18 protein-coding genes and 1 pseudogene are annotated in these 16851 nt (G+C 40.0%); 4 read left to right on the top strand and 15 right to left on the bottom strand.

All coding sequences use genetic code 11. The annotated features are described in order from the left end of the window. On the top strand, window positions 1-388 hold a 388-nt coding region (gene tnpA, locus G610_RS19875; RefSeq protein WP_081667258.1), incomplete at its 5' end, for an IS200/IS605 family transposase. A gap of 380 nt (window positions 389-768) precedes the next feature. Here the strand turns inward: tnpA and G610_RS0105680 are convergent. Next, on the bottom strand, window positions 769-2028 hold the full coding sequence (locus G610_RS0105680) for an ATP-binding protein (protein ID WP_026524015.1): 1260 nt from the start codon (window positions 2026-2028) through the stop codon (window positions 769-771). A 212-nt stretch (window positions 2029-2240) separates the two neighbouring features. Here G610_RS0105680 and G610_RS23745 point away from each other — a divergent pair, with 212 nt between their 5' ends. After that, window positions 2241-3926, top strand: coding sequence for a fibronectin type III domain-containing protein (locus tag G610_RS23745; RefSeq protein ID WP_026524014.1), 1686 nt, complete (start codon window positions 2241-2243; stop codon window positions 3924-3926). Between the two features lie 181 nt (window positions 3927-4107). On the opposite strand, the gene G610_RS0105670 is transcribed toward G610_RS23745, so the two are convergent. From G610_RS0105670 to G610_RS0105650, 5 genes are all read right to left on the bottom strand, one after another. Continuing rightward, window positions 4108-4536, bottom strand: a complete 429-nt coding sequence (locus tag G610_RS0105670; protein ID WP_051197689.1) for a DUF1284 domain-containing protein — start codon at window positions 4534-4536, stop codon at window positions 4108-4110. A 15-nt stretch (window positions 4537-4551) separates the two neighbouring features. Then, the gene (locus tag G610_RS0105665) at window positions 4552-4866 is read right to left on the bottom strand and encodes a hypothetical protein (RefSeq protein WP_026524012.1); all 315 of its coding nucleotides are present in this window, start codon (window positions 4864-4866) and stop codon (window positions 4552-4554) included. Between the two features lie 14 nt (window positions 4867-4880). Beyond that, complete coding sequence (locus G610_RS0105660) at window positions 4881-5279, bottom strand: hypothetical protein (RefSeq protein WP_026524011.1); 399 nt, start codon at window positions 5277-5279, stop codon at window positions 4881-4883. A 111-nt stretch (window positions 5280-5390) separates the two neighbouring features. After that, entirely contained in the window at window positions 5391-5786 is a 396-nt protein-coding gene (locus G610_RS0105655; protein ID WP_026524010.1) for a hypothetical protein, read from the bottom strand. After that, on the bottom strand, window positions 5783-6001 hold the full coding sequence (locus tag G610_RS0105650) for a hypothetical protein (protein WP_051197687.1): 219 nt from the start codon (window positions 5999-6001) through the stop codon (window positions 5783-5785). The genes G610_RS0105655 and G610_RS0105650 overlap by 4 nt, the downstream gene beginning before the upstream one ends. 581 nt (window positions 6002-6582) lie before the next feature. Between G610_RS0105650 and G610_RS23000 the strand changes: the two genes are divergently transcribed. Then, complete coding sequence (locus G610_RS23000; RefSeq protein ID WP_155830968.1) at window positions 6583-6750, top strand: hypothetical protein; 168 nt, start codon at window positions 6583-6585, stop codon at window positions 6748-6750. Between the two features lie 253 nt (window positions 6751-7003). On the opposite strand, the pseudogene G610_RS0105635 reads toward G610_RS23000, so the two are convergent. From G610_RS0105635 to G610_RS23995, 8 genes and pseudogenes are all read right to left on the bottom strand, one after another. Further along, window positions 7004-7327, bottom strand: a pseudogene (locus G610_RS0105635) (carboxymuconolactone decarboxylase family protein); the annotation flags it as partial. Window positions 7328-7346: 19 nt separating this feature from the next. Further along, window positions 7347-7511 carry a hypothetical protein gene (locus G610_RS22990; RefSeq protein WP_155830966.1) on the bottom strand — a complete coding sequence of 55 codons (165 nt, stop codon included), beginning with the start codon at window positions 7509-7511 and terminating at the stop codon, window positions 7347-7349. Window positions 7512-7706: 195 nt separating this feature from the next. Next, entirely contained in the window at window positions 7707-8930 is a 1224-nt protein-coding gene (locus tag G610_RS19870; RefSeq protein WP_026524007.1) for a substrate-binding domain-containing protein, read from the bottom strand. A gap of 101 nt (window positions 8931-9031) precedes the next feature. Next, entirely contained in the window at window positions 9032-10252 is a 1221-nt protein-coding gene (locus G610_RS19865) for a sugar ABC transporter permease (RefSeq protein ID WP_035793555.1), read from the bottom strand. A gap of 27 nt (window positions 10253-10279) precedes the next feature. Continuing rightward, complete coding sequence (locus tag G610_RS0105615; protein ID WP_026524006.1) at window positions 10280-11815, bottom strand: sugar ABC transporter ATP-binding protein; 1536 nt, start codon at window positions 11813-11815, stop codon at window positions 10280-10282. A 55-nt stretch (window positions 11816-11870) separates the two neighbouring features. Continuing rightward, on the bottom strand, window positions 11871-13091 hold the full coding sequence (locus G610_RS0105610; protein ID WP_026524005.1) for an ROK family transcriptional regulator: 1221 nt from the start codon (window positions 13089-13091) through the stop codon (window positions 11871-11873). 369 nt (window positions 13092-13460) lie between these two features. After that, the gene (locus G610_RS0105605; RefSeq protein ID WP_026524004.1) at window positions 13461-13907 is read right to left on the bottom strand and encodes an Hsp20/alpha crystallin family protein; all 447 of its coding nucleotides are present in this window, start codon (window positions 13905-13907) and stop codon (window positions 13461-13463) included. 282 nt (window positions 13908-14189) lie between these two features. Then, entirely contained in the window at window positions 14190-14450 is a 261-nt protein-coding gene (locus tag G610_RS23995; RefSeq protein ID WP_442855663.1) for a helix-turn-helix transcriptional regulator, read from the bottom strand. 44 nt (window positions 14451-14494) lie between these two features. Between G610_RS23995 and G610_RS23885 the strand changes: the two genes are divergently transcribed. Continuing rightward, on the top strand, window positions 14495-14728 hold the full coding sequence (locus G610_RS23885) for a hypothetical protein (RefSeq protein ID WP_334291306.1): 234 nt from the start codon (window positions 14495-14497) through the stop codon (window positions 14726-14728). Here G610_RS23885 and G610_RS0105600 read toward each other — a convergent pair. Beyond that, window positions 14655-15947 (bottom strand): hypothetical protein, encoded by a 1293-nt coding sequence (locus G610_RS0105600; RefSeq protein WP_026524003.1) that lies wholly within the window; start codon window positions 15945-15947, stop codon window positions 14655-14657. The genes G610_RS23885 and G610_RS0105600 overlap by 74 nt on opposite strands. Window positions 15948-16851: the final 904 nt, after the last annotated feature.

Raw genomic sequence — 16851 nt, 5'->3', positions numbered from 1 at the left:
CAGGAAAAAGGTGATAACCAATGAGATGGGGGATTTCATGAAAAATCACGCCGCTTATCTGTGTGGAAGGATGAACTGCGATATGCTTTCTGCTGAGACAGATGAGGATCATATACACATGCTTATCTCCATGCCTCCGGATGTCGCTCCGGTAAAACTGATCAACACCTTAAAGTCCCAGCTCTCTAAAGAAGTCAGGATCAAATACCGTGAACATATAGAAAAATATCTGTGGGGAGATGCTCTTTTCTGGAGCAGGAGTTATTTTTGCGCCACAACCGGATCCGTTTCACTTGAGACAGTGAAAAAATATATAGAAAGCCAGCGCACGGATGACCACAAAAGAAAATATGAAAGAACAGGACGATACTGCAAAGCAAAGCGCTGAGGGTCAGCGATTCATCCCCCACCGACTATGTCGGAAGGAGTTTTCTCGCTGATACATCATAAAAATACTTTTGAGCTACCCATGACTCAAAAGCATTTTCACTGTTATTTCCTGTGTTAAACATTTTATTTGGATTGGAGGATGATGGATCATCTCCTGTTATGGTAGAAATAGAATCCTGGATATCTCTGCAGTGAACAAGAAAATCAAAAGGAGCTTCCTTTTCAATTCTTCATCAGTCAGTTCTCTTGCCACGATATATAGCTGCCTTCCGTTTTACATTTATGAATTATTGTTTTGTTTCATCACTGAAAGCCTTAAGGATAGTCATTTACCTTATTACTGTTCATCTTGCATGCAGATTGAACAGTAGCCATTTTTTAAATAAACCAATATGGAATTTGAAGTACATTTTCTCTCAGCGAACCTGGCATGGAACACATACATATAACTGCGCCTGTGCCCCTTTTCTTTTCCGGTATCTTATCAAGGATTTGAAATGCAGATGTCATATCAGCTGAAACGTTAGCGCTTTGTTTGATTTCAATAGGATATAAAACGCCATCCTGCTCGATTATAAAGTCAATCCCTGCTTCTTCATAAGTTTCTGCACCATTTTTTTTGATTTTTTTCTTATCTTTTCCTCTGTAGTAAGATACAAAATAACGATAATCTAATCCCCTATTAGAATAGCTTTTTAGGATCTCTGAAATCACAAAGGTTTCAAAAAACTCCCCACTCATTGCCCCTGTCGCTAAAGTTTCGGGAGTAAGCCATCTTGTGAGGTATGCAGCCAGTCCGGTATCCCTAAAGTAAAGCTTTGGAGTTTTGATTGCACGTTTAAGTGCACTATTAGCGTATGGTTCAAGTATATATACAATACCGGAAGCCTCTAAAATAGAAATCCAATTCTTTATAGTATTAGCATCCTTACCGACTTCATCTGCAATATTTGCATAATTAAGCATCTGACCGGTTCTGGCAGCACATGCAACCATAAATCTGCGAAATGCATCTAAATCCTGTACAGCAGCTAATTCTCTAACATCACGTTCTAAATAAGTCTTTACATAACTCGAAAAAAACATCGCCCAATCCATGTCGGGATCTTGCATTTCAGGGTACCCGCCCCGGTGGATTATTTTCCATATATTAGATGGCTTTATAGCCTCTTTATTTCTGTCCTGTACATATTCCATTGTTGGAAGAAAAGGACTTGTATAATTACTTTTCATGATTTCTCTAAGCGATAAAGGCGGCAATTCGATAATTGCTACTCGACCGGCTAATGAATCAGATGCCAGTTCCATCAGTTTAAATGGCTGTGATCCTGAAAGATAGAATAATCCCTTTGAATCACTATTATCACTGCTTTGTTTTATATATCTAAATAAAGATGGCACATATTGAATTTCATCTAAAAAGACAGGCGGTTCGTTTAGTGATAAGAACATCTCCGGATTATTCTTTGCCTGTTCCTCAACAAAAGGATCATCAAAGGAAACCTGCTTTATATCTGAATACAGATGCTTCACCAAAGTCGATTTTCCTGTTTGTCTTGCGCCTGTTACTAATATGCACTTAAAAGTTTTTGCTGAGTGCTCAACCACTTCTTCAATAGCTCTTTTAATATAATCCATGCCATTGCTCCTTAAGCAAATTCGACTAATATGGAATGCAATTCCTGATTAGTCATATTTTATCGCCATCCATTAATTATTTCAATAGACAAATGACTAATATGTAATCTGATTCCGCATTAGTCGTATTAGCAAATGTCTCTTTTTGATTCCCTTTCTGTGTAGTATAATCGTTATTTGAGGGGAAGAAAAAAGTTTTAGGGGAAAAACTTATGAAGACAATCAAAGAAACTCTCTTACTTTTCATCACATCCATGATGTGTATTTTTTCTGTGTTTGGGTGTTCATCCATTGTATCCAAAGCGGCATCAAATGAAGCAGCGACTGAGGTTCGATTCGAAGGAGATCATGTTCACTTCAAAACAATATCAGAAGGTTATTATGCCTGCATGATAGCAAACAGCCAAAATGGAAGCAAAGATAAAATCTTTTTTTACGGGTATATTTCCGACTCTAACTTAGACAACCCGCGCCTTGGAACCTTTCAGAATGTTTCGCTTAAGGCAAATGAAACTATTGATTACAAAGGATGCTGGAACTATAACCAGCTGGGGAAGATGACTTTGTATGTTTTATATTCATCCGAACCCATTACACTTTCTTCAAGTAAGGCATACATAAGTGATTATAAAAAGAATTCCAAATTAAAAATTTCTGAGTATTCAACGACTATCAGCAAGAAAACACCTATGGCAAAGGATTATATTGTAGGAAAAAGAGTTGAAGGTAAAAACACATACGTATCTTTCAGGGCTGTGTCATCGGATTTGATTGCTGAGTATTACAGCTCTCCTTCAAGAATTGAAGCAGGTTCTACTGTAAAGTTTTTTTTGACAAACAACGAATTTGTTATCAGAACCATGTCAAGTGATCTGAACAGCTGCGCAAACTCTGATTCTGTGAAGATAAAGTTAAAGGATATACCAGGTAGGTACAATGTTACCCTGTCTTATACCGGTGGGGGAGGTTTTGCCAGCCTGGATCCCAGGGAAATCAGCAAAACAGACTGGGGTATCAAAGGGGCAAAGTTTAATCTTTATAAGACAACATGTAAAGGATCCAAGTTCAAAGAATGGAAGATTATATCAGGTAAAGCGACAATAACCAATGATACTCTTATTCTTACAGATTCAGATGTTGAAATTCAAGCAGTTTTTGAAATAGATCCTGATTATGCCACTTCAGAGCCTGAAAAACCCATGTGCACAGTAGGCTTCGATCCAAATGGCGGAAGCGGAACCATGAAAAGAATATCTGTTGAGCAGGGATCATATTACACATTGCCGGCATGCACATTTATAGCTCCTAAAGGCAAAGAATTCGATAAATGGGATAAAGGTGCGGTAGGTGCAAAGATTACAGTCACAGCCAATACTACAATCAAAGCTATTTGGAAGGATAAATCCGGTAGTTCTTCACCTGAACCTTCAACACCTACAGATCCGACAACGCCTACAGACCCTGCAGATCCAGCTAAACCAACTGACCCTACAGAACAGACAAAGCCAACTGATACAGCAACAGATTCTTCAAAGCAGGTAGCAGCTGAAGATTCCACTGCAGCAAAAAATGCGGAAGAAAAGGCTGAGAATATCAACAAAAAACAGAAAAATACTTCTATTTCAAAGCTTAAGGCAGGAAAGAAATCCATTACGATTTCATGGAAAAAGCTGACCGCTAAAGACATCAAGGGTTATGAAATTCAGTACAGCACAGATAAGGCTTTTAAGAAAGATGTTAAGACTGTTAATATTGGCAAGACTAAGAGGACATCAAAGACTATAAAGAAATTTACGTCTAAGAAAAAATACTATGTCAGAATCCGAACATATAAGAAATCTGGCGGAGAAAAGATATACTCCAAGTGGAGCAAATCTAAGAGTGTAAAGGTTAAATAAAACGGTAAAATCGGAGGTGTTCAATATAAGCATCTCCGATTTTTAGGATTTGTAATTAGTACGATTAACAACCAAATTTTAGGTGTCATTATTGTTCTCCTCCTGTAAGTGTTCCTTACAAAGTAGATTATAGTCCAGTCTTTCATGGAAAAACATTTAAAAATTAGCAAAATAACGGCACTTATTTCACATTCAGAAGATATTTCCCCGAAAGGATATTCTTCTCACATGCGCTCATGTGAAACCATTCACAGCATCCGCAGATTTCCCGCATCTTCTCAGAAGTCATCTTTTCATGGACTGCTCTTATAAGCTCCTGATAGCTATATGTTTTTTCTTCAAGCTCAAGGAGCTTTACTACGCCTGCATCAAATGCCAGAACCTTGTCATCATCCACGCAGATTCCCTCTCCTCTTTTTCTTGGACAGAACCTGCAAAGGTCATCTGTCGAAAATACTATCTGCACTTTAAGTTCAGGGTCTTCTCTCATCCTGGCTGTCATATAAGTCATATTGAGAACAAATTTCTCATCATAACCTTTTCCGCTGTATCCCTGGGTGCACAGAAGATGGTGCGGCCGAAGCTTTATTATCTCTTTTTCTGATTCCATCTCATCATCCCCATGTCAGCCGGTTATTCTTCTGACCACTTCCTTAGTCTCCTCACTATAGTCATTAAGATCGTCCATTGTTATGACCTTATATCTTACAAGCGATACAAGATGGTCATAGAAATTCGACCTGCTTATGTCAGTTATGAGGACCCCTGGATTTCTCTTGTCTGCCTTTAAACGTGCTTCAAGCGCCCAGTATTTGTCCGATGCATTTCTGTCATCGCTCAATATTTCCTTATATTCTTCAACAAGTTTTTCCATATATCTTTCCTGCCAATTTGGAAGGTCGTTCCGGAAAAGCTTCCAGTCTTTTTCTGAAATATTCATACCATTATCTCCTGTTATTTTTTGATTATTGGGGAAACCATATTCTGCAACATGTCCATCGCCTTTTTGTAGGATTCGGCCATCTTAACAGGATCCTTTACATCGAATCCGGATTCCTTTAGACGGCTGTCACCATCACCCAGCTTACCTATATACATGGCTTCTTTCATATCTATATGCTTCTGTTTGCAAAATGCAATGACGGTATCTGTGATATCGCTATCTCCAGGTGTAATCTCTTCCTCAAACAGAGCTCCGTTCTTATCAAGAAGATCCCTGTCATCATCTGAAGAACCAATTAGTATCACATGGGCACGAAACCTTTCCTTTAGCATCTTAAGCTGCCTTGTAAGGATATCCCGGTCAGCACCTTCAAAATTTATGAATATAGCCGTATATCTGCTGTCAGACATGATTTACCTCTTCTATTATCTGGTATTTGTGTTTATTTTTTGTGAACATCTATATGAATTGTGAATTAGTCTTAAGTCTGCATAAAACCTATTTCAAGGATACGGACTGCTTTACCTGATTATTATCCCTGCTGAAAGGCTCCTTCTATCAACACAGACTTCGGCATTATCTGGCAGCTGTGTTTTATATTTCTTTATCCAGGATTCGCAGAATACCTTATCTTTTTCCATCTGTTCCTCGCTGGCATCTGCCCACGACTCATCACAGGATATTTCGTTAATATAAGGGTACAGGTCAATCTCCACCACAAGCCCATCCTTAAAACAGATTGAGCAAAGGATCCTCTGTCCAAATGGACGTATCCAGCATTTAACCCAGGTATATCCGTTTTTCATATCGTCCATATCCAGAATATCAGAATCTTCAAGGAGTCTAAGCACATCTCTCTTTTCCATTCCAATACGGATGCCCAATATATTATCTTCAGATATTCCTTGCTGCGTCATTTTCCTATCATCTTCCCCCTAAGCTTTTTAGGATCCTTTGCATATAGCTCTATATGACCACACTCCGGACACACATAGCATAAGAGCTCACTTTTGTATTCAGTTGCAAAGAGTCCCTTCTCCCTGTTTACAAGCATCACCGGAAGATACCCCGGATGAACGCTGTCAATGCTTGCAGTAAACATCTCTACGTCACACATATTACATCTTATCATTAATTTAAGTCCCCTTTTCTGTTCATGGCGTACTAATACATCCCCATGAAGCTTTAAAAATATATTAACCAGAGGACCTAGAAAGATATATGACCGGAACGGCAAATAACAACTTCCTATTTGGAAAAAATCGGTAGTGAAATATGGCCCCTATACTAAAATGCTCTCTATGACTTTTTAAGAAACGGAACACTCATAATTCTACTATTACAATGTTAAAAATCGCATCTACAGCTTTTTGACATTAAAACCTCATAAAAAGGCTCAATTGACTAGTCTGGTAAATATCATTTCAAGAATCCTCTATACTATTGACGCGTCATGACACATACGTCATGATTTTTAAAGATTTTGCATTGTTTTGGGATTTTTAAATAAGATGACAAAAACGTCATTTTTCACTCTGAAATTATTAAAATTCTATAAATTCTCATGTGTGCATAATAATGTTTCTTTATAATATTTTATAAATCTTTTATCCCAAATCCTAACTTTGTACACATTTTAGGTTTAATATTGTCAAAACCAAAAGACTGAGTAAGAAACCGTCCCAGTCATTTTGGTTTATGAGGGAACGTATTATGGAAAAATCGAGATATATAAACGCTAAAAAGCCAAAAATAATAGATACTATTGAATATAACGGCAGATATACAGACGTTTCTACCATACGGACAAAGATTATCGCAGCAGGCAGCATAATCATAGCCGCCGTTGCTCTCATTTGTGCGCAGTTGTTCTGGATCTGATTATTCGTGGTAAATAGTATGAAGAAACAGATTTCTTATAACATCACCCCGGAGCAGATTGCCTATATCCAGGACCATACTTTCAATATGGTCTATGACAGGACTCTATACTGGCTTTATTCTGATCGCATGAAAATGCTCCTGCCCTTTCTTCAGAAGAAGAAACACTTTTCTTCATACAAATAAAATCCGGATTCTACGTGACAAGAATCCGGATTTCCTCATTAATCCATATTCATTATTCCATTTAGTTAGCTTCATATACTTCCTTTGCCATTCGAAATGCTGCCCAGGCTTTAGGCCATCCTGAATAGAATGCTGCGTGCGTTATCACAGCTGCGATCTCTTTTTGGGTAACACCATTTTTCTTGGCATTCTCAAGATGATGTTTAAAAGAAATATCTGTAAGACCCTGTGCCATGAGCGCAACCACAGTAATGATGCTTCTGGTCTTTAGGTCAATATCCTCATTATTCCAGTTCTCACCAAAAAGGATATCATCATTGAAATGAGCAAACTCCGGAGCAAAACTCCCAAGCTGATCTCTGCCTGCTGTCTGAACAATCTTCTCTGCCATAGCGATTTTCTCCTTCTAATCAGATAGTAAATGTTGCACCAAATGCCATTATAGCTTTTCTGTTACACATATTTACACAGGAAAGTCTCTCCAAAAGCTGTGAATATATCTTCTGAACAGCTGCATCTCTCTGCTCTTTTCTTACTTCTGCTTTTCTTGTATCCTGAACATCGTTAAATCTCATGGCTCTTCCTCCTCGCTTAACTGGTGTATGGTTGTTTGTGTTTTCCTTATGTCTGTATTATGCTTCTTTTCCACCATCTCTAACACAATATTCATTTGGTTTTATGTTTATTGATTTGTTTTTAGGAAGAGATTCAAAAAAAATGGTACAGGCATTTACACACCTGTACCACTCATATTTTTATGACAAAAACTATTAGTCCATAAGGGCCATACGATCAGGATCGTTTGCGAAAACTTCCTTAGCGTTGTCCTTTGTAACAACTGTAGGATCAAGCTCGTAGATCGGAACTTCCTTCTTGCCGTTGTCTGTTGTTACATCTGTAGCGGGCATTCCCTTACCATCTCTAAGGTCGTTGATGATCTCGATTGACTTAGCAACAAGATCCTGTGTAGGCTTAGCAACTGTGCAGTACTGCTTGCCCTGCCATACCCATTCAACTGACTCGTTCTCTGCATCAAGACCTGTAACTACAGGATTAGGCTGACCTGCATCCTCACAAGCTGTTACGATTGCTCTTGCGATGCCATCGTTAGGAGAAAGAACACCGTCGATCTCTTTATCAGAGTAGTTACCTGCAAGAAGTGAATCCATACGCTTCTGAGCTTTAGCATTGTCCCAGTCCTCTGTAGCACACTGTGTGAATTCTGTCTGACCGGATACTACAACGATATTACCTGCATCAATTTCAGGCTGAAGAACTGACATAGCACCTTTGAAGAAGTTAGGAGCATTAGGATCAGCAGGGCCGCCACCGAAAAGCTCGATGTTGTAAGGGCCTTCGCCTTTTTCTTTCTTAAGACCGTCAAGGAGTGCCTGTCCCTGTAATTCACCGGTACGAACACTACCGAACTGAACTACGCCGTCAACTGCTTCTGTGTTCTCGATGAGGCGGTCATAACCGATTACATAAACGCCTGCATCCTTAGCCTGCTCAAGTACGCTACCAAGCTGTGTTCCATCGATAGGACCTACAACGATAACCTTAGCGCCGTTCTCGATCATTGACTCGATCTGCTGTTGCTGCTGAGGAACCTTCTGGTCAGCTGCCTGAACTAAAGGCTTATATCCTGCTTTTTCAAGCTCTTCTTTGAACATTGTCTCAGCTTCTTTCCAGTTCTGAGTTCCAAGCCAGGGAAGTGAAACGCCGATGGTAGCACCTTCCTCAAAGCCCTCTGTAGCTGCAGGAGTTGCCTCTGCCTCTGAATCTGAAGCAGTCTCTTCTGTAGATTCTGTAGCTTCTGTTGTATCAGCTGCTTCCTCAGTTGACTCAGCTTCAGTAGCTGTTTCTGTTGTAGCTTCTGATTTCTTTTCATCAGATGAACTTGATGAGCCCTCGCGAGCTGAACTACATGCTGTAAGTGTAGTTGCTGTAAGAACTACAGACAGCATCATTGCCATAATCTTTTTCTTTTGCATAACTTTCCTCCTTGGTAAATATAACCTTTTTTCTATTTAAGGCCGGCAGGCAGCGCTACCTGCCGGATACGCCTTACAAATTTACAGATTCCTGTTTATCCTCAGTTCTTTGCTGCTTCCTTTGAAGGGAAGAGTCTTCCTATAATAGAAGCTTTTCCTACCTTCTTGTTGTAAACATCAAATGCTACGGCAATAAGAAGGACAAGGCCTTTTATAACCTGTGTCTTATCAGCACCTACGCCCATGAGCATAAGTCCGTTGTTAAGAACTGCCATAACCATACCACCGACCATGGTTGCAATGATGGTTCCAACACCACCTGAAACAGCTGCACCGCCGATGAATACTGATGCAATAGCGTCCATCTCCCACTGATTACCATCTGCAGGACCTGCAGCTGTAGATCTTCCTACGAAAAGAATTCCGGCAACTGCTGCAAGCATGGACATGTTCATCATTGTAAGGAAATATGTGCGGCTCACATTTACACCTGAAAGAGCTGCTGCACTCTTATTTCCACCTACTGCATAGATGTGGCGACCAAATCTGGTTTTCTGTGTAATAATGTGATAAACGATAACAAGAATAAGGAGAATCAGTCCCGGTATCGGGAAGGAAGTTCCCTCTCTTCCTGTTCCATAGAGCCAGGTAAAGTAAGCTATTATCAGAGAAATCAGAACTGTTCTTGCTACTACAACCCATAAAGGCTGCTTTGCACCGGCGATCTGTCCGGAATTTTTGTACTTTCTGACTTCAACGATTATAAGAGCGATAATACCGATTATTCCCAAAACAAGCGTTGAATTATTCATTCCCGTAGATTTGGGTCCCCACTCAGGCATGTAGCCTGCTCCGAAAAATCTGAGTTCTTCAGGTGCAGGAACTGAGATGGACTGAGATATCCAGATAACTGCACCTCTGAACATCATCATACTTCCAAGTGTTGTGATGAATCCCGGAATACCGAGCTTTGCAAGGAAAAATCCGTTCCAGGCACCAACAAGTGCTCCGATTGCAAGTGCAATGAGCACTGCCAGATACCAAGGAAGATTTAATTCACTTGCTGCCTTAGCCATTACCATTCCGGAGAAACCGGCAACACTACCAACTGACAGATCAATCTGACCTATTACGATAACCATCAGCATGCCAAGCGCCAGAATAAGGACGTAAGCATTACCTGATAAAAGATTCTGGAAATTGGAAGAAGTGAGCATTCTTCCATCAGATATAACATTGAATACAACAATCAGCACAGCCAGTGCCAGAACCATGGTGTACTGACGAAGGTCTTCCCCTAAAACCTGCTTAATATATTTCATGACTTTAAACCTCTTCCCTATTTGTTGTTAAGCGGATGTAACTGTCATTCGCTTCATTAGTGCTTCCTGATCAGCTTCCTCAGCTCTCAATTCCCCTGTGATAGCTCCTTCAAAAATTGTATATATCCTGTCTGCTACCCCTAATAGCTCAGGAAGTTCTGAAGAAACCATTATGACTGCCTTCCCCTGATCGGCAAGTTCATGTATCAGCTTGTAAATCTCATATTTTGCACCTACGTCAATACCTCTTGTAGGCTCATCAAGTATCAGCACATCCGGCTCTGTAAACATCCATTTTGATAGAACTACCTTCTGCTGATTACCACCTGATAAAGTGCTTACTCCAACTCCTACGTCCTTGCATTTGATTTGAAGCGCCTTTCTGTACTCCTCAGATGCCTTAAGCTCTTTTGTCGAATCCAGAAGTCCGTTTGTCAGAATCTTGTCCATGTTAGCTGAAACTATGGTTTTTCTGATGCTGTCCAAAAGGTTAAGTCCCAGATTCTTACGATCCTCAGGCACATAAGCTATTCCATGCTTTATGGCCTCCTGAACGGTCTTCAGCTTAACTTTCTTTCCCTTTATTTTGATTGTTCCTGATTTATAGATTCCGTAGTTTTGCCCGAAAATTGAACGCATGAGCTCTGTTCTTCCTGCTCCCATGAGTCCCGCAAATCCTACGACTTCACCTGAGCGTACATAAAATGAAGAGTTTTTGCAGACCATCCTGCCCTTGACAGCAGGATCCTCAATATTCCAGTTTGATACTTCGAAAATGACCTCTCCCGGATTGGACTTGTGCTCCGGATATCTGTTTTCAATCGAACGACCTACCATCGACCTGATGATCTTGTTCTCATCCACCTGTCCGGCTACTACTTCATAGCTTTCAACAGTCTGTCCGTCACGGATAACCGTAACCGCATCAGATATCGCCGCAATCTCATTAAGTTTGTGAGATATCATGATACAGGTGATGCCCTTCTCCTTAAGACCTCTCATGAGTTCAAGAAGATTGGCCGAATCATCCTCATTAAGTGCTGATGTAGGCTCATCAAGTATGAGAAGCTTAACATTTTTGGAAAGTGCCTTCGCTATCTCAACAAGCTGCTGCTGTCCTACACCCAGGTTCTTAATAAGCGTATCAGGACTGATATTCAGCCCTACCTTGTCAAGAAGCTCCACTGTCCTTCTTCGCTGCTCTGTCCAGTCGATAAGTCCGCCATTTGTCAGCTCATTTCCCATGAAAATATTCTCTGTGATTGACAATTCCGGAATCATCGTAAGTTCCTGATGAATAATTGCAATTCCTGTCTGCTCGGATTCCTTGATATTACGGAATTTCATCTCCCGCCCGTCAAAGATGATCTGACCACTATATGTCCCATAAGGATATACACCGGACAATACCTTCATCAACGTGGATTTACCGGCACCATTTTCACCACATATCGAGTGAATTGAGTCTCTTTTGACTTCGAGTGTTACATCTGAAAGTGCCTTAACCCCGGGAAACACCTTTGTAATTCCTCGCATTTCAAGAATTAAAGGATTTTCTTTCATTGCCGCCTTTAACCTCCCCTTATATCGCTAAAATATCAGGAATTCATATCCTGAATTATTTTGCCGTAAGATATTCACTGGGTTTTCCCAGTACTCTGTCAGTAGCAATCGCTGCTGCTCCATAAAGTGTAGGGTCAACACTTAATTCGGACATCATAATGTCGACCTGTGAAAACAGCTCAGGAATGGTTCTCTCCTCAACTATTCTTTTTATCTGCGGTAATAAAATATCACCCGCTTTCGAAATGACATCGCCTATTACTATGATGTCGGGATTATATGCATTTATTAAGGTAACGCAGCCATAGGCTATGTACTGGGCCATTTCCTTCATGATATCGAGTATGGCGCCATCGCCTTTTCTTGCAGCCTCGAATATCACATCGTAATCATCAATTCTCTTGTGCTTTTTATCAGTAAAAATTGATGGCAAAGCTTCCTTTGCTCTTGCAAGCATTACCCGTGTAGAGCAGTAAAGCTCAAGGCATCCGTAATTGCCACATTCACATCTGGGTCCACGATAGTCTATACTAATATGTCCAACCTCACTTGCTGCACCCTGTTTTCCAAATAAAAGCTTCTCATTCTCAACTATTCCGGAACCTACACCCTCTCCCATTAGGAAGTATGCAAGTGTATTCATGGGCTTTTTATGATTACCAAACCACCACTCTGCCATGGCTCCGGCGTTTGCATCCTGTTCTATGAAAAATGGCTTATCGAATTCATTCTCAAATTCCTTAAGGAAATTTACATCGTGCCACGACATCATGTGTGACACAACAGCTATGTGCCCTTCATTTTTAAGATAAGGCCCCGGAACCGCCATCCCTATTGCCACAACGTTCTCGTTTTTATCAAGATACTCACGGATCAGCTTCTTCATATCCTTAAGGACTATCTTCGGATCATCCGTAATGTCAAACTCGACTTCACTCTGTTTGTAGAACTTACCTGATATATCAAACAAACCAACTGTGTACATATATCTTGAAAACTTGACCCCAATCACACAGTTCTTCTCAGAATTAAGCTTAAGTCCGATCGCACGCCTGTTTCCGCTCCCCTTGATAATACCCGTCTCTAACACAATTCCACTCTCAATAAGAGATGCAACTATCTTGGTTATGGATGCCTGGGTGAGTCCCGTCATTTTCGCAAGCTCTGCCCTGGAACATATTTCGTTTTGTAATTCCTTTTGATGAATAATCTTCAATAACTGCGCTCTGTGAGCTTCATTCATATCGCTGTTATTGATTATCGGATTGTTATCCAATTCACTAACGCCCCCATTGATTTGTTTCTGTTGTTAATGTATTAACTTTGTTAATATATTATGCACATTTATTGCTTGGGTCAACCAAAAATTGCTATTCATTGTATGTTTTGTATACTTGCACTAATCGAATATTAAAATTTTGTGAACTTATTACACAAAGAATTTTGGTTTTCATTCGTTATGTTAACCAAATTACCGTGCAGATATTAATTCCAGACAGAACAGATATTAAGAATTTAAACTTAAAACAAAAAAGATATGTACATTTCTAGTACATACCAAAATTAAAAAAATCCAGAACCGACTTCCTGAAACGAAAGTGGTTCTGGATTTAGGAGTTTATCTATGAGAAGATGCCTTATCTTTTCATGCTATCTGAATATGCTTCTTTTCAGGAAGCTTAGGCTGTTCCTTTTTAGGAATCATCAGCGTGAGAACTCCGTGTTTGAAGGATGCCTTTACATCATCTTCTGTGACCTGCTCTCCAACATAGAAGCTACGCTGCATGGATCCTGAGTACCGCTCCTGCCTTATTAGTCTGCCCTTCTTATCACTCTTATCATTGTTCATGTCCTTCGAAGCGCTGATGGTAAGATATCCATCATTTAATTCAAGGCTGATATCCTCTTTGGCAAAACCAGGAAGGTCGATGCTTACTTCATACTGATTGTCCTCTTCCTTAACATCAGTCTTCATCAGCCTGTCGGCATGTCTTCCATAGAGCTTACGCTCCATGTTATTCTGTTCTCTGAAATCAGGGAAATTAAAAAGATTGTCAAATAGATTTTCTTCAAAAATACTTGGTGCTAACATAGTTTTTTCCTCCTTTGCATCAAAAACATTTATTTTTGAGCATTGGGACGGAGGGAGGGAGCCACCTCAGCAAAGCTGTTTCTCATGTGGCGACCGATATGCCGCCGACCATTGTGAGGGGGCGATTCCACTCTTTGGATCATTGGAATTCATAAGTCCTAACGGTCTTCTCTGTTCCTTTGTTCTATATATGGTATAACACCAAATTAGCACTCTGTCAAGCAGAGTGCTAATTATTTTTCAGTTATTTAACCCTTCCAAAAACAAATATCATACTCCGTCTTATTCTTCTATGCAGTTGTGCTTTTTTCGATATTTCGAGGGCGACATATTATATATTTTCTCGAATAACCGTATAAAAGACTCCGGATTTTCATACCCTGTGATACTGCTTATATCTGCTATGGTAGTATTTGTATTTACTAAAAGTGACTCAGCGTGTTGGAGCCTTATATTTCTCACAAAAGAAGAAAAACTCTCTCCTGTCTCTTCCTTGATAAGTCTGGAGCAATGCGCCAGCGAATAATTAAAATGCTCTGCCACTTCATTTAATGTGACTTTCTTATAATTATCGATTATAAAGCTCAATTGATGTAACCGGGCTAATAGAAAGTCAGAACAAAATAGAGATAACTGTGGCAAACGGATGGTTTAAGGGTATTCTCGGTTTCTATGGTCAGGGCTGTCATTATGGCAACAGGACCGCACTCATTGCTCTGTTCATAAGAAAAGCTCTAAAGAATACAGTTAATTGCTCCTGCGATAGATTATGCTCAGTTCAGACCAGGGAAGCTTTATGTTCGGAAGCTCCAGCTTATTAACATCCTGAAGGTCGTATACAATTCCGTTGTCTTCCAGCTCCTTCAGAAATGCATTTACAAAGACAGGGCTCGAAAAAGTCTGTAGAAAGTCGAGGGTGAATCGTCCGTTTACAGCAGATATTTCAACTGTCAGACCATTTGCCGCAGAAGAAGTCCACACCCGGAAATCACGAATGTACTGCTCGGCTTCCTTGTAGTTTGCCTTACCCACATAGCTGACCGTCGCCGTAATAACTCTGTTCGCCAACGAATTGATATATCCCGCTGCCCCCTGTCGTTCCTGATCACTTTCTTTGGATAGGATCATACGCGTAATTCCTGCCTGCGAAGCCACTCCCATCAGCACATTCTCCTCCTGGCTCTGGACAAAAACCATCCCGCGGTATGCGGTACTCTGCCTCTCCAGGGACCAATCGCGCATTTTGTCCTTGTACTCCAGCATTATTCCACCAACCAGGCTCTGATGCGCCAGTGGCGTGTGAAGGGCGTTTCTCTGGTTCACACAAAGGGCGATGCGAACAGGATCTTTGGAATCAGGATACAGCTTTGCAATGGCTCGGCTTAGGAGCAGAGAAACCATTGTACCGGGACTGCCGTCATTGTCCAGATTGAATCTCATAAATTCGGATTCCGAGATGGAGATACTGTATACGGTGTGCCGGTGATCATACTCAAGGCCCGCAGAAGCGATGAGATTCAGAGCTTTGGGCATTTCATTGCGAGGAGGAATCGGAAGATCGGTCCTGTTTACCACAGGGTCTATCCACTCTTCTGAGATCACATCTCCAACCAGACGAATGCCCTCGTCATTCAACTTGACCTGATACCGCTCAGAACAGTAATAATACAACAATGTCCGAAGCACTTCATACGCGCCTGTTCCGTCCGTCATGCCATGAAATACATCCAAAATGATCCAGTTATCCAGAAAACAAAACGCGATCATATGGAAATTGGAATCCTCTGAATTCAGATCCACCCCGTGAAGAGAGTTTGTAATAACCACAGGTCGATGGTTTTCCGCAAAAAAATATTGCTCACCCTTTTTCAGCAATTCAACGCAGAAATAAGGATATCTTTCCATAGTGGAATCCACAGCATGACGAAGAACATCTGAATAGATCAGGTCACGCATACGAATCCTAATCCTGATCTCATTGGGGCTTTCTTTGCTTGTCGTATATAAAGGCCGTAATTCTGTAAACAGCTTCTGTTCCATTTCCTCCTCCACAAATTCCGATTGGGAATGGTTCATTCCCAAGGACGTTATAACTCATTATTATTTGTCGTTTCATCTGCTATATACAAGAGCCATCTTGTCACCCTTGATAATGATAGCTCTGGCTGATGGCCATCGGAAAACAGAATCCGTTTTTTTATAGTCTTTTAAATCTATTTCAAATAGTCTTTTCATACTCTTTTAGTTCTGTATATTCGCGTTTGTATAATCCATAAACAGCAACTTTCATGTTGGCATCTCCTTGTATAGCGGTAATCAATGGTCTTTCTCATTGTAACATCCAGCACATAAGTACATAAAGAAGCTTTTTTGAAGCCAACGCATCACACATAAAGTTTTTTATTTCATTTTAATAGCCTGTTTACCTCTTCCAGTTTCTATAGCAATGGTTTCTAACTTCTTACCTCTGTAGCTGTCACCTTTTAAATCACTGATTATCTTTCTCAAATATGAAATACCAACTTTTTTGTTTTTTTAAAAAATAACTCTCTTTTTACAAGAGTGTTCCTAAAATATTTATAACGCGTCTTTTTGCACAACATATATAAGAAAAGCTCTTACGTCAAATTTATATACCTATTTCTCCCGTAACTTCTCCGTTCGGTATATAAATTGAAAATGATAATTTGACTTATATACTTTTTCGATAAGCATTTCCTGTAACACTCACCCCTGGTACTTATAAAGCACAGAAAAAAGTATATAAAAGTGCATCATATTTCTATCCTTATATACCTGCCTCGCTCAGTCGCTTACAAAAAGATATATAATTTCTATGTATATTTCTATCTTATATACCTGTCTCCAAGTATTCGTTTTTACAACAACACAAATGTAAAATGGGATAAAAATAAAGTGATTTTTTTATCCTGAAATAAATTGA

The organism is Butyrivibrio sp. MB2005, assembly GCF_000424285.1.
Lineage (GTDB): Bacteria > Bacillota > Clostridia > Lachnospirales > Lachnospiraceae > Butyrivibrio.
Note: the sequence above shows the minus strand (reverse complement) of the source record. Positions and strands in the feature narration are given on the sequence as shown.

Excerpts from the sequence above, each read along its gene's own strand:
- G610_RS0105680 (WP_026524015.1), bottom strand. The coding sequence starts at position 2,028 with ATGGATTATATTAAAAGAGCTATTGAAGAAGTGGTTGAGCACTCAGCA.
- G610_RS23745 (WP_026524014.1), top strand. The coding sequence starts at position 2,241 with ATGAAGACAATCAAAGAAACTCTCTTACTTTTCATCACATCCATGATG.
- G610_RS0105670 (WP_051197689.1), bottom strand. The coding sequence starts at position 4,536 with ATGGAATCAGAAAAAGAGATAATAAAGCTTCGGCCGCACCATCTTCTG.
- G610_RS0105665 (WP_026524012.1), bottom strand. The coding sequence starts at position 4,866 with ATGAATATTTCAGAAAAAGACTGGAAGCTTTTCCGGAACGACCTTCCA.
- G610_RS0105660 (WP_026524011.1), bottom strand. The coding sequence starts at position 5,279 with ATGTCTGACAGCAGATATACGGCTATATTCATAAATTTTGAAGGTGCT.
- G610_RS0105655 (WP_026524010.1), bottom strand. The coding sequence starts at position 5,786 with ATGACGCAGCAAGGAATATCTGAAGATAATATATTGGGCATCCGTATT.
- G610_RS0105650 (WP_051197687.1), bottom strand. The coding sequence starts at position 6,001 with ATGATAAGATGTAATATGTGTGACGTAGAGATGTTTACTGCAAGCATT.
- G610_RS23000 (WP_155830968.1), top strand. The coding sequence starts at position 6,583 with ATGGAAAAATCGAGATATATAAACGCTAAAAAGCCAAAAATAATAGAT.
- G610_RS22990 (WP_155830966.1), bottom strand. The coding sequence starts at position 7,511 with ATGAGATTTAACGATGTTCAGGATACAAGAAAAGCAGAAGTAAGAAAA.
- G610_RS19870 (WP_026524007.1), bottom strand. The coding sequence starts at position 8,930 with ATGCAAAAGAAAAAGATTATGGCAATGATGCTGTCTGTAGTTCTTACA.
- G610_RS19865 (WP_035793555.1), bottom strand. The coding sequence starts at position 10,252 with ATGAAATATATTAAGCAGGTTTTAGGGGAAGACCTTCGTCAGTACACC.
- G610_RS0105615 (WP_026524006.1), bottom strand. The coding sequence starts at position 11,815 with ATGAAAGAAAATCCTTTAATTCTTGAAATGCGAGGAATTACAAAGGTG.
- G610_RS0105605 (WP_026524004.1), bottom strand. The coding sequence starts at position 13,907 with ATGTTAGCACCAAGTATTTTTGAAGAAAATCTATTTGACAATCTTTTT.
- G610_RS0105600 (WP_026524003.1), bottom strand. The coding sequence starts at position 15,947 with ATGGAACAGAAGCTGTTTACAGAATTACGGCCTTTATATACGACAAGC.